The organism is Pigmentiphaga daeguensis (genome assembly GCF_039523035.1).
Taxonomy (GTDB): Bacteria; Pseudomonadota; Gammaproteobacteria; order Burkholderiales; family Burkholderiaceae_B; genus Pigmentiphaga; species Pigmentiphaga daeguensis.
The window spans coordinates 288,548-308,161 of sequence record NZ_BAAAEN010000001.1; the positions used below are offsets into that span (position 1 = coordinate 288,548).

Genomic DNA, 19,614 nt, shown 5'->3' on the forward strand with positions numbered 1-19,614 from the left:
GAGGACCATATGGAAGACAGGATCAGGCTTTTCGTCGGATGCGATCCGAACGACTGCGATCTCGAGCAGATGATGGTGCTGGAATACAGCGCGCGCAAGCACTGCTCGCTGCCCATCGACATCGAGTGGATGCGGCTGTCGAGGGATCCGGCCAGTTTCTGGCATGCCGATCCCGGGCAGGGGCGGGGCTGGCGCACGCAGGCGTGGGCCACGCCGTTCTCGGGTTTCCGCTGGGGCGTGCCGGCGTTCTGCGGCTACGAGGGCCGGGCCATCTACCTGGACACCGACATGGTGGTGCTGTGCGACCTGGCCGAACTCTGGCGGATGCCGCTGGACGCCGGCAAGGTGCTTACCGGCAAGGGGCGCAAGACATCGTGGCGTTTTTGCGTGACGGTGTGGGATTGCGCCGCCGCGCGGCCCCACCTGCCATCCATCGAGCGCCTGCGCGCCGAGCCCGATTCGCACCAGCGCATGATGCGCTATTTCTCCGGACATCCCGAGTTGATCGAGTCGATGCACTCGGACTACAACAATATCGATGGCGAGGGAAAGCCGCTTCATGCGATTCGCATCCTGCACTATTCGGACATGGGGACGCAGTTCAGCCACAAATACGCATTCCCCAGGCTGGAGCGGGAAGGCCGCCGGCACTGGTTCGACGGCCGGGTGCTGCCGCACCCCAGGGCCGACCTGGCCGAGCTTTTCGATGCCTGCTATCGCGAAGCGCTGTCCGCGGGCTACGCGCTCGACGACTATCGGTCGCCGTCGCCATTCGGCGACATGATGAAAGCCACCCAACGCGACTATGCCGGCAACCACCGCACCCGCAAACGCTCGCTCTGGTCGCGCCTGGGACTGGGCGGCATGGCGGATTGATCGCTCTCTTGCGAATATCCCGTGACGATTTGGTTACGATAAAAAACAAGTCGTACGGGGCGGCAGAGTAGAGTCGATTGCATCGACCCGTACCACTGCACAAGGGGGCTGCCATCAACCATCCCCGTCATCCCATTCAGCAAGGCTGGTCTGTCGCCTTCGTGATGTCGCCGCGCATCGGCGACACGCTCATCTCGATGGTGGTCGCCAACAATCTCGTCCGCCATGGGATCGATGTCACGGTCTTCAGCCGCCACCTGCACGCCATGCGCAAGTGGTTTCCCGGTTTTCGCATCGAGCCCGAGCTGCATGCGGCGCAGGCGCGGAACCGGCTCGAGCATTTCGACGTCATGCTGCACGCCTACGAATCCGACGTGCTGGACGATGCGCGCGATTGGCATCCGCGAGTGTGGGTCATGGACAGGTGGCCCACGTATCGACAGGTCAAGCCCATGGTGGACATACAGCTGGACCTGTGCCGCCATTGCTTCGGGCTCGATGGCCTGACGCGCGACAACGGCCTGGTCGTGCCGGTCGACGTGGGCGTGACCGCCGTCGGCAATCGGGTGATCATCCATCCCACGGCCAGCGACATCCAGAAGCAATGGCTGCCCGGACGTTTCCTGAAACTGGCCCGCCGGCTGCGGGCCCGGGGCTACGATCCGAGTTTCGTGGTGGCTCCCCGCGAGCACGCGCAATGGGAATGGGTCGAGGCGCAGGGCTTTCGCCTGGTCTCGCACGAATCCCTGGACGATCTGGCTCGCTGGCTTGCAACGGCGCGCATTTTCGTCGGGAATGACTCGGGCCTGGCGCACCTGGCCTCCAACGTGGGCGTGCCCGCCGTGTCGCTCGCGATGCGGCCGCGCATCGCGGTGCGCTGGGCGCCCGGCTGGGCGCTGAGCCTGGCTGTCACCGCGCCGCCGCTGATGCCCGGTCGATGGCTGCGGGAACATTCGTGGAAGTATCTGCTGTCGGTTCGCAAGGTCGACGCAGCGGTCGAGCGGCTGCGCCGGCGGGTGTCGGAAGCCGTACTGGCATTCGATCAGGGGCCTGCGGGCGAGCGGATGACGAACAAGTCGATGATCAATGCCAACCCCATCGCGCAGGCCCCGATGACGAAAAGCCGGGCATAGTCGCCGCCGTCGTGGGCGAACAGGAAGGACAGTCCGTAGGCGGCCAGTGCCTGGAACAGGGCGAAGCCCACCGTGGCGGTCTGCCAGGCCGGGCCCTGCAGAGTAGGGTGGTGGACCAGCAACTCGTGCACACGGCCCAGCACCAGCGGCACGGTGCCGGTCACGAAAGCGCCCACGATCACGCTGGAAGCCGCCAGCCAGGCTGCCCCCAGGCCCAGTGCCGGGATGAGCACGGCCACTGCTTCCAGCGCAAACGAGGCCCGAAGCGCCGGGCCGAAGCCGATCCGGTCGGCCAGCATGCCGGCCAGGACCGGGCCCGCACTCGCGCCGATGCCGAACAGCACCCAGTAGTGCGCTCCCGCCTGCAGGCCGAGACCGAGACCTCGCGCCACGAAATCGACCAGGAAGATCATGTGCGGCACCCATCCCGCGGCGTTGAGCGCATACTCGACGTACAACGCACGTAGCGGGCGGGACGGTGCGGCGGGGCGGCGATGCGAGGGCTCGGCCGCGGCCGGTCTCGTCTGCGCGGGCCAGCCTTTCCACGCCAGGGCGGACAGCAACAGGGACAGGGCGGCCAGGCCCAGCCAGGTCTCGCGTATGCCTTGTCGCAGCCAGAGGGGGACCAGTGTTCCGGACAGCACGATGCCGACGCCGACCCCCATGAAGATGACGCCGCCGGCGAGTCCCCGGCGCGAAGGCGGCACCAGGGGCAGCACCGCGGGCGCGGCAAGCACCATGAGCGCGCCGCCGGCAAGTCCGGACAGAAAGCGCCAGGCGAAGAACCAGACGAAAGAGACCGGCACCGCGCAGGCCAGGCAGGCGATCGTCGCGAGCAACATCATGCCGCGCAGGACCGGGGCGGGCGACCATTTGGCGGCCAGCGGCCGGCCAGCCAGCGCGCCCGCCAGATAGCCGGCCAGGTTGGCCGCGCCCAGGTAGGCGGCCAGGGACGGCGCGAACCAACGGGCGCCGATGATGGCAGGCAGGAGAGGGGTGTAGGCGAAGCGGGCCAGGCCGATGCCGACCAGGCTGGCGCAGAAGCCGGCAAGCACGGCCCATGCCGCGCGATTGCCGCCAGCGACCTTCATCGTCAGGGTGGTGGCTTCCTCGTCCATGTCCTTTCCCGTAATGCAGACCGGAAAAGGCTACGCGCTATCATTTATCTGAAGAAGCGAATTTATAAGATCATGGCTATCTGGAATAAAGATATGTCTCGGCGGCCCCGGCGCGCTAGCATGACGCTGCATGCCGCCCTTCAGAATGGAAGCAAGCATGGACCTGGCTGATCTGAAAACCTTCGAGGCCGTGGCTCGGCATGGCAGCATGAACAAGGCCGCGGCCGAGCTGCATACCGTCCAGTCCAACGTCACGGCCAGGATCCGGGCGCTGGAGGAAGAACTGGGCGTACCCTTGTTCGAACGCCATGCCCGCGGCGTGGTGATCACGCCCGCCGGAGACCGCATCCTGCCCCTGGTCGGCAGGATGTCGCGGTTGACGGCCGAGATACGGGCGGCCGCCGGGGACGACGGCACGCCCGCCGGCAACCTGTCGCTGGGCGGACTGGAGACGACCACGGCGCTGCGCCTGGCGCCGGTGCTCAGTTCCTATGCGCAGGCCCATCCCGCGGTCCGGCTGTCGCTTCGCACGGGCACGACCGCGCGGCTGGTGCAGGACGTCGTCGAATACCGGCTGGAAGGCGCGTTCGTTGCCGGTCCGGTCACGCATCCCGACCTGTACCAGGAAGCCGTCTTCACCGAGGAACTGGCGCTGGTCGGCGGTCCGGCCCTGCGCACGATCAAGTCCTTGGCAAGCGTGCCCGACCTGAAGACCATCGTTTTCCAGCTGGGGTGTTCCTATCGGCAGCGACTCGAGTCGCTGCTGGCCGCAATGGGCATCGTCGTCGCCCGTCCGCTGGAGTTCGGTTCGCTCGACGCTATCGTGAGCTGCGTTGCGGCCGGGGTGGGCGTGACCTTGCTGCCGCGCGGAGTGGCCGCGCCGGCGGCGAAGGCCGGGCGCGTCTCCCTGCACCGCATTCCACGCGAACTCGCGCGGGTGGAGACCTTGTACATCCGGCGCCGGGACGGCTACGTCTCCAGCGCGTCCACGGTGTTCCTGGAGATGGTCCGGGCGTTCCACGGCCGGGGCAGGGCCGGGCGGTAGGACAGCGGGCGGCACCGGCCGCGCGTTCTCCAGGCGATGCGATCCCGGAAGCTCCGCAGCTCGTGCTTGACGCCTTCGCTGGATAAAAAATATAATGAAATTAGATAAAACAAAATGAAATTAGAAGGCGGAGGCAGATATGGGCCGCATCGTGCGGATGGGTGCCGGGTCGGGTTTCTGGGGCGATGCCCTGGACCCCGCCGAAGAATTGCTGGAACGGGCGAACCTGGACTACCTGTGCTTCGACTATCTGGCCGAACTGACCATGGCGCTGTTGCAGCGGCAGAAGCTGAAGCGGCCCGACGCCGGCTACGTGCCGGATGCGGTGCAGGCCATGATCGCGTTGTTGCCCAAGGCCCGGGCGGCCGGCACGCGCCTGATTTCCAACGGCGGCGGCGTCAATCCGCGTGCCGCGGCCGGCAGGATTGCCGAGGGCGCGCGCCAGGCGGGCATGGCCGGCGCCCGCGTCGCACTGGTCGAGGGCGACGACATGCTGGGCAAGCTCGATGCATTGATCGCGCAAGGCGTGCCGCTGCGCAATCTGGATACCGGCGATGAGGATTTCGCGGCCATACGCGATCGCGTGGTCTGCGCCAACGTCTATACCGACAGTTCGGGGATAAGCGAGGGACTGGCCGGCGGGGCCGACGTCGTCATCGCCGGACGGGTGTCGGACAATGCGCTGTATGTCGGCCCGTTGGCGCACGAATTCGGCTGGCGTCGCGACGCGGCGCACGTGCATCGGTATGCCGCGGCGGTGACGCTGGGGCACATCGTCGAGTGCGCGGCGGGCTGCTCGGGCGGCATGTCGTCCCGGTTCCTGGAAATGCCGCACATGGGGCGGGTCGGATTCCCCATACTGGAAGTGGACGAAACCGGGGATGCCACCGTGACCAAGCTGGCGGGCAGCGGGGGCCGGGTCGATCAGTGGACGGTCAAGGAACACTTGGTCTACGAAATCGGCGATCCGCGGCGCTATCTGATGCCCGACGCGGTGGCCGACTTCACATCCCTCAGGCTGGATGACCAAGGCCAGGACCGCGTGCGCGTCAGCGGCATGCGGGGAGAGCCCGCGCCCGAGTTGTGGAAGATGGTGGTGGGCTACCAGGACGGCTGGATAGGAGAGACGATGGCCTTTTTCCCGTGGCCCAACGCCTACGACCGCGCGATGAAGGCCCGCGAGACCCTGCTCGAGCGTTTCGAGCGGATGGGCCTGGCGGCCGACCAGGTGCATTTCGATCTCGTCGGCCTGAACACCCTGCACGGGCCCGCGGCGGCGTTTCCCGGCCGGGAATGGGCCAACGAACTGCCCGAGGTGGGCCTGCGCTGCGCGGTGCGCACGCAGACCCAGGAGGAAGCCGACAAGGTGCGGCGCGCCGGGACGAATCTGTGGATCATGGGGCCGGGGGGCACTTCGTTCGGCACGCCGATGAAGCCGCGTCCCGTCATCGCGCTGTGGCCGACGCTCATCCCGCGCGACGCCGTCGAACAGAAGACCGAGATCCTGGTGGCTTGAGGAGCATGCCGATGACGTTGCAAGTGAAAGATATCGCCTACGTGCGCTCCGGGGACAAGGGAGATGTCTGCTCCGTGGGCCTGGTCGCCCGCGGCCCGAGGGAATATGCGTGGCTGCGCGCCAGCGTGACGCCGGCCGATGTGAAGCGGCTCTATGGCGACTGGGTGCAGGGCGAGGTGGAGTGCCATCCCATGGACAACATCGGCGCGGTGGTGGTGGTCATGCGCCATGCGCTCGGGGGTGGCGCCACGCGCACCCTGCGGCTGGACCAGACCGGCAAGTCGCTGGGTTATGCCTTGATGCGCCTGCCGGTGCGCGGCGCCGAGAACCTTTCCTGACGATCGTTCGCCATGGCCATCCTGTCTTCCCGTACACGCACAGACGGCAAGGAGTTCGCCGCCAACGCCGCGGCCTACGCCGAACTTCGCGCGCCGCTGGATGCCGCGCGCCGGCGCGCGATCGAGGGCGGCGGCGAACGCGCGCGCCAGACGCATCTTGCGCGCGGCAAGTTGCTGCCGCGCGAACGGATCAATACCCTGCTGGATCCCGGGACGCCGTTCCTGGAAATCGGGCAACTGGCGGCCGAGGGCCTGTACGACGGCCAGTCGCCGGGCGCGGGCATGATCACCGGGGTCGGGATGGTGGCCGGCCGCGCCTGCGTGATCATGGCCAACGATGCCACGGTCAAGGGCGGCACCTACTATCCGCTCACCATCAAGAAGCAGTTGCGGGCGCAGGCCATCGCCCGCGAGAACGGCCTGCCGTGCGTCTATCTGGTCGATTCCGGCGGCGCCTACCTGCCGCTGCAGGGGGACATCTTTCCCGACGAGCACCATTTCGGAAAGATCTTCCGCAACATCGCCGAGATGTCCGCCCTGGGCCTGAAGCAGGTCGCGGCCGTGCTGGGCGCGTGCACGGCGGGCGGCGCCTACATACCGGCGATGTGCGACGAGACCGTCATCGTCGATCAGGCCGGCACCATCTACCTGGGCGGGCCGCAACTGGTGCAGGCGGCCACCGGCGAACTGGTCGATGCGCAGGCGCTGGGTGGTGCCGACATCCATACGCGCCTGTCCGGCGTCGCCGATCATTTCGCCCATGACGAACTGCACGCGCTGACGCTGGTGCGGGACATCATGGCGCGCGGCCAGGCCGCCTCCTTGCCGGCGCCACCGCGTGTCCCGGTCCCGCCGCGCCATGATCCGGCCGAGCTGCCCGGGCTGATTCCCGCCAACCCCAAGCAGGCCATCCCTGTCCGCGACGTGCTGGCGCGGTTGCTGGACGGCAGCGAATTCGTCGCCTACCGGGAACGCTACGGCGCCAGCCTGGTGTGCGGCACGGGCGCGATAGGCGGGTATCCGGTCGGCATCCTGGCCAATGACGGCGTGCTGTTCGGCCAGAGCGCGCAGAAGGCCGCCAACTTCATCGAACTGTGCTGTCAGGACAACATCCCGCTGGTGTTCCTGCACAACATCAGCGGCTTCATGGTTGGCGTGCAGTATGAGCAGGGAGGCATCGCCAAGGACGGCGCCAAGATGGTCAACGCCGTCGCGACCGCCCGCGTGCCCAAGTTCAGCGTGGTCATAGGCGGAAGCTACGGCGCCGGCGCCTATGCGATGTGCGGGCGTGCCTTCGGCCCGCGCCTGATGGCGATGTGGCCGAACGCGAGGACGTCGGTGATGGGGGGCGAGCAGGCCGCCACCGTGCTGGCCCTGGTGCGGGCCGAGCAACTGGCGCGCCAGGGCAAGGCGTTTTCCGCCGAGGAGGCCGAGGCTTTCAAGGCGCCTGTACGGGCCGCCTACGACGCCGAGAGCACGGCCCTGTACGCGGCTTCCCGTCTGTGGGTGGACAGCGTGATCGAACCGGCCGACACCCGCGCGTGGTTGACGCTGGGCCTCGCGCTGGCGGCGGGCAGTCCCCGGGAATCGACACGCTTCGGCGTGTTCAGGATGTAGGCCATGTGGAAAAGAATCCTGATCGCGAACCGGGGCGAGATCGCCCGGCGCATCGCGCGCACGTGCCGGCGCCTGGGCATCGAGTACGTGGCCGTCCATTCCGAAGCCGATGCCGCCGCGGCCCACCTGGACGGCGCGGTGGAAACGGTCTGCCTGGGGCCGGGTCCGGCCGGGGACAGCTATCTGCACGTCGCCAGGCTGGTCGAGGCGGCCGTGCGCACGCAATGCCAGGCTGTGCATCCCGGCTACGGTTTCCTGTCCGAGAACAGCGAGTTCGCGGCCGCCGTCGAGCGCGCGGGACTGGTGTTCATCGGCCCCGCGCCCGAGACCATTGCCATGCTGGGAGACAAGGCGCGGGCCAAGGCGCTGATGCGCGCGGCCGGCGTTCCCGTGGTGCCGGGGACCGACGAGGCCAGCGACGACCCCGGGCAGATCGAGGCGCTGGTGCGCGCCATCGACCTGCCGGTATTGCTCAAGCCGTCGGCGGGGGGCGGCGGCAAGGGCATGCGGGTCATCGCGCGCCATGACGGCTTGGCGCAGGCGATCGAGTCCGCGATCCGGGTGGCGCGCAGCAGCTTCGGCGATGGCCGCATGATCGTCGAGCGCTACATCGACGAGCCGCGCCACATCGAGGTGCAGATATTCGGCGACGGCCGGGGCGACGTGGTGCATCTTTTCGAGCGCGAGTGTTCGCTCCAGCGCCGCCACCAGAAAGTCGTGGAAGAGGCGCCCGCGCCGGGCCTGCCCGCCGAGGCGCGCCTGCGCCTGCTGGAGGCGGCGCTGCAGGGCGCGCGCAGCTTGAACTATCGCAATGCCGGGACCTTCGAGTTCATCGTCGGCCGCGATCTCCAGTGCTACTTCCTGGAGGTGAACACGCGCCTGCAGGTCGAGCATCCCGTCACGGAGGCCGTCACCGGCCTGGACCTGGTGGAGTGGCAACTGCGGGTGGCGGCGGGCGAGCCCTTGCCGCTGGCGCAATCCGCCATCGCATGCCGGGGCCATGCCATCGAGGCGCGTGTCTACGCCGAGGATCCCGCGCACGACTTCCGCCCGTCGCCGGGCACGGTGGCGCGCGCGCGATGGCCCGCGGGCCTGCGGGTGGACACGGCACTGGATGGCTCGGGAGAAGTGCCGCCTTTCTACGACCCCATGGTGGCCAAGATCATCGCCCACGCCGGCGACCGCCAGGCCGCGCTGCATGCGCTCAGGGCGGGGCTGGGCGACACCGTGCTGCTGGGCATCACCACCAACGTGGGTTACCTGGCGCGGGTCCTGGACGATCCGGCGGTCAGGTCCGGACACGTTCACACGCGCTACCTGGACGAGCGCAAGGACCTGCAGTCGCCGCGCAGCCGCGAGGCCGCGGTGGCGGTGGGCGCCGCGCTGCACTTTCCCGCGGCGGCCAGGCCAGGCTCGCCCTGGCTTCCAGGCGCCGGGCAGGGAACGATGGACCGGCATTGCCTGGATGCCGGAACGCCGCTGGGGAGGATGCATTTCGAGCTGGACCAGGAGCCGGTCGCGGCCGGCTTCGTGGCGGCCGACGGCCCGGGCGTGGACGTGGAGGCGGCCGGCAAGGCGTCGCGCGTCTTGCGCGACGCGTCGGGGTTGGGGGGGCGGGTAGGCCCGCACGGCTGGGAGGCCTGCCCGGCCGAATCCGGCTGGCATGTGCTGGTGGACGGCGACCACTACACCGTGCGCCCCCGCAGTACCCGCGAACAGGACGGCGCCAGGCCGGACCGCCTGGCCATCGCGCCGATGTCCGGCGTCATCGCGGCCCTGCCGCTGCGGCCGGGCGATCGGGTCTTGCCGGGCGACACGCTGGCCATCATCGAGGCGATGAAGATGGAACACGCCATCGCCGCCCACGGGGCCGGCACCGTTCGGGCCCTGCGCCATGCGCCGGGAGAGAGCGTCCGCGAGGGCGATCTCATCGTCGAGGTCGATTACGACGCCGCGCCATGACCTTCCATTCCGAGCCGGCGGGCGCCGGCAGCATCGAGACCACCATGAACAAGCCGTTGAGCCATCTTCGAGTCGTGGACCTTTCCCGCATCCTGGCAGGCCCCTGGGCCACGCAGAACCTGGCGGACCTGGGGGCGGAAGTCATCAAGATAGAAAAACCCGGCGCCGGCGACGATACGCGGCAGATGGGGCCGCCGTTCCTGACCGACGAGCATACGGGGGAAGAGGGCGATGCCGCTTATTTCATGAGTTGCAACCGCGGCAAGAAGTCCGTCGCCATCGATTTCTCCGACCCGCGCGGCCAGCGGATCGTCCGGGAGCTGGCGCGAGGCGCCGACGTGCTCGTGGAGAACTACAAGGTCGGCGCGCTGAAGAAATACGGGCTGGACTACGACTCGCTGCGCGAGATCAATCCGGGGCTGGTCTATTGCTCGGTGACCGGATTCGGCCAAACCGGGCCATACAAGGACCGCGCGGGCTACGACTACCTGATCCAGGGCATGGGCGGCCTCATGAGCGTGACGGGTGAGCGCGATGACCTGCCCGGCGGCGGGCCGCAGCGGGCAGGCGTGGCGGTGGCCGACCTGCTGGCCGGCATGTACGCCACCACCGCCATCCTGGCCGCGGTGCAGCACAGGGACCGGGGCCACGGCGGCCAGCACATCGACATCAGCCTGCTGGACTGCATGGTCGGCTCGCTGGTGAACCAGTCGATGAACTACCTGGTCAGCGGCCGCGTGCCGCAGCGCATGGGCAGCGGCCATCCCAACATCGCGCCGTATGCGGTCTATCCGGCGGCGGACGGCCATCTGGTGCTCGCCGTCGGCAACGACACGCAGTTCCGCCGCCTGTGCGAGGCGGTGGGGCAGGCCGAGGTCGGGACCGATTCCCGCTTCGCGACCATCGCGGACCGGGTGCGCAATCGTGCGGAGCTGGATGCGTGGCTGGTGCCGCTCACGCGTTCGCGCACCCTGTCCGACTGGACGTCGCTGCTCGAACGCGCGCAGGTCCCGGGCGGGCCCATCAACGGCATGGACCAGGTGTTCGCCGACGAGCACGTCGTCGCGCGCGGCATGCGCGCCGAGGTGCGGCATCCGCGCTATGGCAGGGTGCCGACGGTGCGCAATCCCATGCGCTTCTCGGCCACGCCGCTGGAGCCGGGAAGCGCGCCGCCCATGCTGGGCCAGCATACCGACGAGGTACTGCGGTCGGTGGGCGTGACGCCCGAGCAGCTAGCGGCATTGCGGCAGGCCGGCGTGCTTTGACCAGGAAAACATTCAGGGAACGAGGAGGAGAAGGACATGCGCAAAGCCATCACGACCGACGCCAACGGGCTGGAGGTCCTGGGCATGGGTTTCTATTGGGACGACGTCGAGGTCGGTTATCGCTTCCGGACCCTGGGAAGGACCATCACCGAGGCGGACATCACCCTGTTCATCGGAACCGTGGGCATGGTGGAGGAAATGTTCACCAATCTGGACTACATCGCCTCGCAGTCCATCATCGGGTCGCGCCCGGCGCCCGGTTCGCTGGTCTTCTGCATGGCCGAAGGCCTGCTGATGCAGAGCACGATGCAGCGCACGGGCATGGCCTTCATGGAGGCGGACATCAAGGTGCACAAGCCCACCAATGCCGGCGACACCATCCATGTCGAATGCGAAGTGATCGAGGCCAGGGCGACCAGCAAGGCCGATCGCGGCCTGGTGCGCACCGCCAACCGCGTGGTCAACCAACGGGGCGAGACCGTGCTGACCTACTCGCCGCTGCGCATGGTCAAGACCCGGCCCAACGATTCCACCCTTGCGGGAGACAAATGATGAAAACCTTGCCTTCGATCGGCCTGTGCGTCCTGGTCCTTGCCGCGCAAGGGCTGCCGGCGGCCCGCGCCGCCTATCCCGACAAGCCGGTCACCATCGTGGTGCCGTTCGCCGCGGGCAGCCCGACCGACGCCGTGGCGCGTGTCGTGGCCGAGGCCCTGGGCAAGCGCCTGGGGCAGTCCATGGTGGTCCAGAACCGGCCGGGCGCCACCGGCATGATAGGCAGCGAGTACGTCGCGCGCGCGCAACCGGACGGCTATACCTTGCTGTTCGGCACCAACACGACCCAGGTGGCGAACCAGTATTTCTTCAAGAAGGTGTCCTATGACGGCCTGAAGGATTTCGCGCCGGTGGCCATCGTGGGCGGCGTGCCGCATGCGCTGGTGGTCAATCCGTCGGTACCGGTCAACTCGGTCGCCGAGTTGATCGAATATGCCAAGGCGCATCCCGGCAAGCTGTCCTTCCCCTACGCCAACAGCACCACGCGCATCACCGGCAGCACCTTTCGCGTGATGACGAAGACGCAGATCGAGGCCATCCCGTACAAGGCCTACGGCCAGGCCATCGCCGAGCTGCTGGGCGGGCAGACGCAGATGATGTTCATCGATTTCTCGACCGGTCTTTCCTACATGACCTCGGGCAAGCTCAAGGCGCTGGCCATCACGCCGGACCGCTCGGCCAAGCTGCCGGGCGTGCCTGCCATGAAGGAGGTGCTGCCGGGTTTCGAGATCGGGAACTGGAACGGCCTGTTCGCGCCCACGGGGACTTCGCCCGAGATCATCGACCGGCTCAATCGCGAGATCCGCGCCGTGCTCGAACAACCCGAACTGCGCAAGCAGGTGGACGGCGTGGGCTATGAACTGCTGCCGCCGATGGCGCCGGCCGAGTTCGGCAAGTACATCGCCAAGGAAAGCCGGCACTACGCCAGGCTAACCAAGGCCGCCGACATCCAGCCCGAGTGAGCGGCGGGTATGGCAGCACTCTTTCGAGCCGTCTTTTCGTGTCCAGGAGGCCTGACATGACGACATCCACCGAAGCCCCCGTGCAGTACACGCTGGCCTCAGGCATCGCCACGATCCGCATCAATCGGCCCGGCCAGCGCAATGCGCTGTCGATCGAGGTGTGCGAGCGGCTGCTGGATCTCTGGGACGAGGTCGACCGCGACGAGTCCGTCCGCGCGGTCGTGCTGACCTCGGCCGACTGCGGGACGTTCTCGGCCGGCATGGACCTGAAAGAAGCGGCGAGGGTGCGCGCGGAATCGGGCAAGGACATGCTGGAGCTGCTGCGCGATCCCTTCCACCAGCGCATGCGGCGGGTGTCCAAGCCCATCATCGCCGCCATGACCGGCCACTTCACCGCGGGCGGCATGGTGCTGGCGGCCAACAGCGACATCCGGGTCGGCTTGCAGGGAACGCGGGGAGGCATCTCCGAGGCCAAGGTGGGGCGGGGTTCGCCGTGGGGCGTGCCCATGCTGTGGATGCTGCCTCAGCCCTTCCTGCTGGAGATGATGATGACGGGCGACATGCATCCCATCGAACGTTTCCACCAATTGGGGTTCGTCAACTATGTAGAGGCGACGCCCGCCGCGGTGCGCGAGCGGGCACAGGCGGTGGCCCGCACCATCGCCGACAACGCGCCGCTGACCGTCTGGGCCGCCAAGAAAAGCGTGGGAGCGGCGATGGACCTGGGGTGCGACCGGGGCTTCGAGGCGGCCTGCAAATTCCACGAACGGGTCTATGCCAGCGCGGATGCCATCGAAGGCCCGCGCGCTTTCGCCGAGAAACGCCCGCCGCGCTGGATCGGAGCCTAGCCATGGCCGCGGGCGAGAGCTTCGTCCAGCGCGAGGAACGGGACGGTATCGTCACGCTGACGCTCAATCATCCCGAGACGCTGAACCGTTTTTCCAGCACGGACCAGTTCCTGGAGCTGGCCGGACAGATTCGTCGTGCCCAGGCCGATCCGGCCGCGCGCGTGCTCGTCATCACGGGGCAGGGCAGGGCATTCTGCGCGGGCGGGGACCTCAGGCAGATGGCGCGGCGCGAAATGTTCTCGGCCGGCTCCGTGGCCCAGATACAGGCGCGCTACCGGGACACGGTGCATCAGGTGCCGCTGGCCCTGAGCGAGACCGAGATCCCGGTCATCGCCGCGGTCAACGGGCCGGCCTATGGCGCGGGCTGCGATCTGGCCTGCTTCTGCGACGTGCGCATCGCGGCGCGAAGCGCGCGCTTCTCGGTCAGCTTCGCGCGGCTGGGCATCGTCGCGGGGGATGGCGGGGCGTGGATGCTGCCGCGCCTGGTCGGCCGGTCCAAGGCCATGGAGCTGGCATTCACGGCCGATCCCATCGATGCCGATGAAGCCTTGCGCATCGGCCTGGTGTCCGACGTCGTGCCCGACGACGAATTGCGCGCGCGGGCCGACGGCCTGGCTCGCCGCATCGCCCGGCATCCGCCGCAGGCCATGCGCATGAACAAGCGCCTGCTGCGCGACGCGGAGCGGCATACGCTGGCGACCCACCTGGACGTCGTGGCCGCGTTCCAGGCCATTGCCCACGTCTCCGAGGAACACCTCCAGGCGGTACGCGACGCGCTGGGTTCGCTGGACGAGGGGCGCCGGACGGGGCCCTAGCGGCCAGCGTCCTTGGTGAGCGCGATGCGCTGGGCGACGGCGAAGAGTTCGGGCGCCACTTGCTGGCGCAGGTCTTTTTCCGTCAGGCTGGCGCCCACCGCCATGGCCGCCAGGGCGAACTCCACGGCGGTACCGGCGTGCACCGGCGTGGCGATGGAAGCGGTCTGGTTGGCGACCGGCGAGGCCAGGTAGCACCAGCCGTTCCTGTCCAATTCCTGGAAGGCCGTGCGAGTGTCGGCGATCTGCCGCTGCGCGGCCGGGCCGGCCTCGTCCTCGATCTGGGCCAGCAGCATGCGGCGTTGCTCCTCGGGCTGGCCCCAGAGGTAAGCGCGTCCGGACGCGGACGAGATCATGGAGAAACGGGATCCGGTCGTCAGCCCCAGGCGGACCTTGCCCGAGGGGACGCAGTGCTCGACCACCAGCATGTGCAGCCGGTCGCGCGTGGTCAGGGTCACGTGGACCCCGTACCGCTGGGACAACTCGAGCATGAGCGGTCGCGCCGCCTGGGCGGTGGGCAGGCGGCGCTTGACCGCGCGTCCCAGCGACAGGCAGGCGATATGCGGCTGGTAGACGTCGTTGCCCAGCGATTGCAGGAAATGATGGTTCAGCAGGGTCTGGACGAGCTTGTCCGTGGTCGTTCGCGTCAGCCCGAGCCTGCTCGAGATATCGTCCAGCGACAGCCGGCGGTGGCGGACGTCGAACAGCCGGAGGATCTCCAGCCCCCGACGGAGCGAATCGACCTGGGTGTCGGCGGTCTGCGGCGATTCGAGGGCCGGCTGGCGGGTCCTGACCATGCCTACTCCGACTGGCCGGCGCTGAGCTCGGCCTCGAGCCTGGCCTTGAGCGCCAGCAGTCCTGGGGCGACTTCCTGCTTCAGCCGCGGCAGGGCCAGCGCGTTCGAGGGCGCGGCGCAGCCCAGCGCATAGGTGTGCGGTCCCTCGGGGGTGTCGATCACCAGCGCCACGCCGTTGGTTCCCGCCTCCAGCGTCCCCGCCGCCACGCAATATCCCTGGCTGGCCATCTGGGCGACGGCATGAGGCACTTCCCGGCTCAGGGATTCCCAGGCCGGGGGATCGGCAAGCCTCAACTTCTCGAGAAAGGCCAGACGCTCGGCGTCGCCCATGGCGCCTACCAGCGCCCTGCCCAGCGCCGAACGGTCGATGCGCAGGCGCGAGCCCGCGCGCACTCTCAAGGTGAACAGCATTTCCCGGCCATGGGTGACCTCGTTGCACACCATGCTGCTGGCATTGGCCGAGGCCAGGACCACCGAGACGCGGTGCTCGTCGGCGAACTGCTGCATCAGCGGCCTTGCCAGCACGACGAAATCGCTGTGAGTGGCCGCGGCGAAGCCCAGCGCGAGCACCGGCATTCCCAGGCGGTAGGCGGCCCGCTGCGCCGAATACTCCAGGTAGCCTGCGTCCAGCAGGTTGGAGGTCAGCCGCGAGACGGTGGGCTTGGGCAGGCCGGTAAGCGCGGCCAGTTCGGAATTGGTCAACCAGCCGTTCTCCGGCTCGAAGGCGGAGAGTATCGTGAGTCCGCGGGCCAGGACGCGGACGTCCCGGGTGCCCGGTTGTCGAGATGACGGGGTGGCGACGTTCTGCATGAGGCTGGGAAAGAAAATGGCCTCAATTGTATATGTGAACGTTCGCGCAATCGCGCCGGCAAGCCCCCCGCATGCGGGCCTTGCGGTCAGTCCCACTCGGGCGCGAGGCCCTGCGGATCGACCTCGCGGCCATTGCGCTCCAACGCGGCGATCTGCGCCATGTCGCCGGCATCGAGCTTCAGGTCGCGGGCAAGCAGATTGCTGGCTAGGTTCTCGCGCTTGGTGGAAGAGGGGATCACCGCATAGCCGAGTTGCAGCGCCCAGGCCAGCGCGACCTGCGCCACGGTGGCCTGGTGCCTGGCGGCGATCGCGGCCAGCACCGGATCCTTCAGCACCTTGCCGTAGGCCAGCGTCATGTACGAGGTCACGGTGATGCCTTGCTCCTTCAGGAACGCGGCCAGCTTGCGGTTCTGCAGGTAGGGGCTGAGCTCGATCTGGTTGGTGGCGATCTCGCCCTTGCCGAGCAGCTCGATGGCTTGCCTGGTCAGCGCGATGTTGAAGTTGGAGATGCCGATCTGGCGGGTCAGGCCCAGTGCCTTGGCCTCGGCCAGCGCCGCCAGCGTCTCGCTCAACGCGATGCCGTTGCCCGGCGCCGGCCAGTGGATCAGGGTCAGGTCGACGTAGTCCGTGCGCAGCTTGTCCAGGCTGGCGCGCAGGCTGGGCACCAGCTTGTCCTTGGCGTAGTTGTCCGTCCAGATCTTGGTGGTCAGGAAGAGATCGCCGCGCTGGATGCCGCTCTGGGCCACGGCCTGGCCGACCTCGGCTTCGTTGCCGTAGATCTGCGCGGTGTCGATGGCGCGGTAACCCACGTCCAGGGCGTTGCGGACCGAGTCGATGACGGTCTGGCCGGTCAGGCGGAAGGTGCCGGCGCCGAAAGAAGGAATGCTCATGGAAGGTCTCCTGGATAGCGAGGGTATGGCTGGCATTCTGCCGGCTTTACCTTTGCGGATGAAGCGCGGTATAAGCCAAATACATTTGAATTAAAGTCAATAATGAGCGCGCGTTTCCTCGGGTGCTAGAATTCTCCCCGCAGTGTTCTCCCGGACGCGGCCGTAAGCGTTTACGTCAACCAACGCATCACCAGCGGCACCCGTGGCCGGCTGGCGGTGTGCGTTGGCGCCGCGTGGTCCATCGTTCTCCTCCATCCCTCCGCACCGTGCCGCCCTGACTCCCAAGGAGCGGCGGTCGATGTCGAACGTCCTGCAGTATTCCCCCTTGCGCCGCCTGGTCTGGATGACCGTGGCGCTGTTCCTGAGCTATCTCGCGGTGGCCATGGCGATGCCGGCCGTGGCCGTGCATGTCTCGCGCACGCTGGGCATGGGCAATGTCGCCTCCGGCCTGGCCGTGGGCATCGCGTTTCTTTCCACCATCCTGAGCCGCGGCTGGGCCGGCCGGCTGGCCGACGAACGAGGCGGCAAGTCCGGCATGTTCCGTGGCCTGGCCCTGTACGGGCTGGCCTCGCTGCTGTGCCTGGCCTCGTCGCTGCCGGTGCTGGGACATGGCATCGTGTCCTATGCGGTCCTGCTGGCGGGCCGGCTGATGCTGGGGTTGGGCGAGAGCCTGGCCCTGGTCGGCATGCTGGCGTGGAGCATGGCAATGATGGGGCCGGCGCGCTCCGGCCTGGTCATGGCCGTGTTCGGCATGGGCATGTACGGCGCGTTCGCGGCGGGCGGTCCACTGGGCCTGTGGCTGTTGCAGGACCTGGGGTTCGCCGGCCTGATGGCGATCTGCGTCGCGCTGCCGCTGCTGGGCGCGCTGATGCTGTGGCCGCTCGCGCCCGCCGTGCCGGCGCAGGCGGGCCGGCGTCCACCGTTCGCGCAGGTGCTGGGGCGCATCTGGGGGCCCGGGGTCGTGGTCGGCCTGCAAGGCATAGGCTTCGCCGCGCTGGGCGCGTTCTTCCCGCTGTATTTCCTGGCCAGGGGCTGGGACGGCGCAGGTTATGGGCTGACGTGCTTCGGCCTGAGTTTCGTCGCGGTGCGGGTGCTGTTCGGCTCCTTGCCCGATCGCGTCGGCGGCGTGCCGGTGGCGCTGGTGTCGCTGCTGGTGGAGGCCGTGGGGCAGGCGCTGCTGTGGCTGGCCCCCGGACCGGAGGTGGCCATGGCAGGCGCGCTGCTGACGGGCATGGGATGCTCGATGGTGTTCCCGGCGATGGGGCTCGAGGCGGTCCGGCGCGTGCCGGCGCACCTGCGCGGGACCGCGATAGGCGGTTTCGCCGCCTTCCAGGATCTTGCCTATGGCGTGACCGGCCCGTTGGCTGGTTGGATCGCCGACCATTTCGGCCATGCCCAGGTCTTCCTGGTCGGCGGCTTGGCGGCGGCCCTGGGGGCGGCGATCACCGCCAGGCTGCGCGATGCCGGATCGTCTGCCAGCCATTGCCGGGGTTGACGCACCCGGGCGGCTTTCCTAGAATGCTAGCAATCTAGCAATCAGGGTCGCCATGGCCGAGGAAGAGGTCAAGCAGTTCAACGTCTATCTGCCGGTCGGCCTGATCCGGCAGGTCAAGCATCACGCCATCGAATCGGAGTCCTCGCTCTCGGCCCTGGTGGCCGAGGCGCTGCGCGCCTATCTCGACGCACAGCGGCCCGGGCGCCGATCTACCAAGAAGGAGAAGTGACATGAAGTCCGAGCGGATCGAAGCCGTGTTCCTGACTACCCACAACTGGGGCAAGGCGGCCAGGTTCTTCCAGGCACTGGGTTTCACGCTGGAGTTCGAGACCGACCACAACTCTGGCCAGTTGCGCAATGGCGACGGCCCTTACCTGTTCATCGCCGAGGTCCCTGAAAGCGAGAAACCCGAGTCGCAGATCGTGCTGAAGCTGCCCGATGCGGACGCGTTCCAGCCCGAGCCCATCGTCGAGGTGGTCACGCCGTTCGAGGACACGCACTGGGGCACGCGGGACATGACGGTCCGCGATCCCGATGGCCGCATCTGGCGGTTGCAGGCGCCGGCCCAGGCTGGAAAGTGAGCGACGGTCATGGTTGATGAACAGGATGTGGCACCCGACAGCACGGCGGCGCGGGTGGCCTTGTGGCGCGCCTTGCATGTCGAGGTCGATGCGCCGCCGCACGTGCTGGAGGACGAGATCGGCCTGCGCCTGCTGGCGCCGGAGCCGGGCTGGCAGCGCCGCGGGGACATGGACCAGGGGTTCACCCGGCCGTTTCGCGCGTCCATCGTGGGCCGGGCCCGTTTCATCGAGGACCTGGTCGTGGAGCAGGCCGGCCGTGGCCTGGAGCAGTACGTCATCCTGGGCGCCGGGCTGGACAGCTTCGCGCAGCGTCGGCCCGATGTGGCGTCGCGGCTGAGGGTGTTCGAAATCGATCGGCCGGGGCCGCAGGAGTGGAAGCGGCGGCGGCTGCTCGAACTGGGCTTGGGGATGCCCGATTGGCTGCGTTTCGTGCCGGTCGACTTCGAGGCCGGGGAGTCCTGGTGGGACCGCCTGCTGGCAGCGGGGTTCGATGGCCGCAAGCCGGCGGTCGTGGTGTCCACCGGCGTCAGCATGTACCTGACCAAGGAGGCGAACGCCGCCACGCTGCGCCAGATGGCGACGCTGGCGCCAGGATCCACGTTCGCGATGTCGTTCCTGCTGCCGCTGGAGATGGCGGATCCCGAGGTGCGTCCCGGCATGGAGATGGCCGAGAAGGGCGCGCGCGCCAGCGGGACGCCGTTCGTGAGCTTCTTCCTGCCATCGCAGATCCTTCAGCTGGCGCGCGAGCAGGGATTCAAGCAAGCGCGGCATGTCTCGGCCGACGAGCTCGCGCGGCGGTATTTCGCGGACCGCGCGGACGGCCTGCGGCCGCCGGCCAATGCGGAGGAACTGCTGGTGGCGGCTACCTAGGGCCTGTTCCCGCTAGCCGGCCGCCTTGCAAGATCCGTTCACCATTGTTGTGAAAACCTGTTTCACGGCGGCGCGGAAATCGCCGTGCATTGGGTTATCCTCGCGGCAACGCGAAGAACGGATCCCGC

The 19,614-nt window shown here is 68.2% G+C and carries 20 protein-coding genes; 16 read left to right on the forward strand and 4 right to left on the reverse strand.

From position 1 onward, the window contains the following. Positions 1-9: 9 nt before the first annotated feature. Positions 10-876, forward strand: a complete 867-nt coding sequence (locus ABD104_RS01445) for a glycosyltransferase family protein (protein ID WP_087840027.1) — start codon at positions 10-12, stop codon at positions 874-876. 77 nt (positions 877-953) lie between these two features. Further along, positions 954-2,009, forward strand: a complete 1,056-nt coding sequence (locus tag ABD104_RS01450) for a glycosyltransferase family 9 protein (RefSeq protein WP_132978811.1) — start codon at positions 954-956, stop codon at positions 2,007-2,009. Here the strand turns inward: ABD104_RS01450 and ABD104_RS01455 are convergent. Next, positions 1,919-3,100 carry a YbfB/YjiJ family MFS transporter gene (locus ABD104_RS01455; protein ID WP_279819411.1) on the reverse strand — a complete coding sequence of 394 codons (1,182 nt, stop codon included), beginning with the start codon at positions 3,098-3,100 and terminating at the stop codon, positions 1,919-1,921. The genes ABD104_RS01450 and ABD104_RS01455 overlap by 91 nt on opposite strands. A gap of 184 nt (positions 3,101-3,284) precedes the next feature. Here ABD104_RS01455 and ABD104_RS01460 point away from each other — a divergent pair, with 184 nt between their 5' ends. From ABD104_RS01460 to ABD104_RS01505, 10 genes are all read left to right on the forward strand, one after another. After that, on the forward strand, positions 3,285-4,172 hold the full coding sequence (locus tag ABD104_RS01460; RefSeq protein ID WP_087840029.1) for a LysR family transcriptional regulator: 888 nt from the start codon (positions 3,285-3,287) through the stop codon (positions 4,170-4,172). A gap of 139 nt (positions 4,173-4,311) precedes the next feature. After that, positions 4,312-5,688 (forward strand): acyclic terpene utilization AtuA family protein, encoded by a 1,377-nt coding sequence (locus ABD104_RS01465; RefSeq protein ID WP_343927041.1) that lies wholly within the window; start codon positions 4,312-4,314, stop codon positions 5,686-5,688. Between the two features lie 11 nt (positions 5,689-5,699). After that, positions 5,700-6,026: an AtuA-related protein gene (locus ABD104_RS01470; protein WP_087840031.1), complete on the forward strand. Its 327-nt coding sequence runs from the start codon at positions 5,700-5,702 to the stop codon at positions 6,024-6,026. 12 nt (positions 6,027-6,038) lie between these two features. Then, on the forward strand, positions 6,039-7,643 hold the full coding sequence (locus ABD104_RS01475) for a carboxyl transferase domain-containing protein (protein WP_343927042.1): 1,605 nt from the start codon (positions 6,039-6,041) through the stop codon (positions 7,641-7,643). 3 nt (positions 7,644-7,646) lie between these two features. Continuing rightward, a complete protein-coding gene (locus ABD104_RS01480) occupies positions 7,647-9,605 on the forward strand; it encodes an acetyl/propionyl/methylcrotonyl-CoA carboxylase subunit alpha (protein WP_343927043.1) in 1,959 nt (652 codons plus the stop codon). Then, positions 9,602-10,870 (forward strand): CaiB/BaiF CoA transferase family protein, encoded by a 1,269-nt coding sequence (locus tag ABD104_RS01485; RefSeq protein WP_343927044.1) that lies wholly within the window; start codon positions 9,602-9,604, stop codon positions 10,868-10,870. Before ABD104_RS01480 ends, ABD104_RS01485 begins: the two co-directional genes overlap by 4 nt. Positions 10,871-10,906: 36 nt before the next feature. Further along, positions 10,907-11,422 carry an FAS1-like dehydratase domain-containing protein gene (locus tag ABD104_RS01490; protein ID WP_087840034.1) on the forward strand — a complete coding sequence of 172 codons (516 nt, stop codon included), beginning with the start codon at positions 10,907-10,909 and terminating at the stop codon, positions 11,420-11,422. Beyond that, positions 11,422-12,384, forward strand: a complete 963-nt coding sequence (locus ABD104_RS01495; protein WP_132978817.1) for a Bug family tripartite tricarboxylate transporter substrate binding protein — start codon at positions 11,422-11,424, stop codon at positions 12,382-12,384. Before ABD104_RS01490 ends, ABD104_RS01495 begins: the two co-directional genes overlap by 1 nt. A gap of 56 nt (positions 12,385-12,440) precedes the next feature. Beyond that, positions 12,441-13,232 (forward strand): enoyl-CoA hydratase/isomerase family protein, encoded by a 792-nt coding sequence (locus ABD104_RS01500; protein ID WP_132978818.1) that lies wholly within the window; start codon positions 12,441-12,443, stop codon positions 13,230-13,232. Positions 13,233-13,234: 2 nt separating this feature from the next. Continuing rightward, on the forward strand, positions 13,235-14,047 hold the full coding sequence (locus ABD104_RS01505) for an enoyl-CoA hydratase-related protein (RefSeq protein WP_087840037.1): 813 nt from the start codon (positions 13,235-13,237) through the stop codon (positions 14,045-14,047). Here ABD104_RS01505 and ABD104_RS01510 read toward each other — a convergent pair. The 3 genes from ABD104_RS01510 to dkgB all read right to left on the reverse strand — a co-directional run bounded on the left by ABD104_RS01510 (position 14,044) and on the right by dkgB (position 16,540). After that, on the reverse strand, positions 14,044-14,841 hold the full coding sequence (locus tag ABD104_RS01510) for an IclR family transcriptional regulator (protein ID WP_087840038.1): 798 nt from the start codon (positions 14,839-14,841) through the stop codon (positions 14,044-14,046). The two genes, ABD104_RS01505 and ABD104_RS01510, sit on opposite strands and share 4 nt — an antisense overlap. A 2-nt stretch (positions 14,842-14,843) precedes the next feature. Further along, a complete protein-coding gene (locus ABD104_RS01515) occupies positions 14,844-15,542 on the reverse strand; it encodes an IclR family transcriptional regulator (RefSeq protein ID WP_420495503.1) in 699 nt (232 codons plus the stop codon). A 194-nt stretch (positions 15,543-15,736) separates the two neighbouring features. Beyond that, positions 15,737-16,540: a 2,5-didehydrogluconate reductase DkgB gene (gene dkgB, locus ABD104_RS01520; RefSeq protein ID WP_087840040.1), complete on the reverse strand. Its 804-nt coding sequence runs from the start codon at positions 16,538-16,540 to the stop codon at positions 15,737-15,739. Positions 16,541-16,838: 298 nt separating this feature from the next. Here dkgB and ABD104_RS01525 point away from each other — a divergent pair, with 298 nt between their 5' ends. From ABD104_RS01525 to ABD104_RS01540, 4 genes are read left to right on the forward strand one after another with little or no spacing between them, the layout of a single operon-like run. Then, on the forward strand, positions 16,839-18,035 hold the full coding sequence (locus ABD104_RS01525; RefSeq protein ID WP_343927045.1) for an arabinose transporter: 1,197 nt from the start codon (positions 16,839-16,841) through the stop codon (positions 18,033-18,035). 52 nt (positions 18,036-18,087) lie between these two features. Then, the gene (locus ABD104_RS01530) at positions 18,088-18,264 is read left to right on the forward strand and encodes a ribbon-helix-helix protein, CopG family (protein ID WP_087840041.1); all 177 of its coding nucleotides are present in this window, start codon (positions 18,088-18,090) and stop codon (positions 18,262-18,264) included. A 1-nt stretch (position 18,265) separates the two neighbouring features. After that, positions 18,266-18,616: a VOC family protein gene (locus ABD104_RS01535; RefSeq protein WP_087840042.1), complete on the forward strand. Its 351-nt coding sequence runs from the start codon at positions 18,266-18,268 to the stop codon at positions 18,614-18,616. A 9-nt stretch (positions 18,617-18,625) separates the two neighbouring features. Then, complete coding sequence (locus tag ABD104_RS01540; RefSeq protein WP_087840043.1) at positions 18,626-19,486, forward strand: class I SAM-dependent methyltransferase; 861 nt, start codon at positions 18,626-18,628, stop codon at positions 19,484-19,486. Positions 19,487-19,614 lie beyond the last annotated feature (128 nt).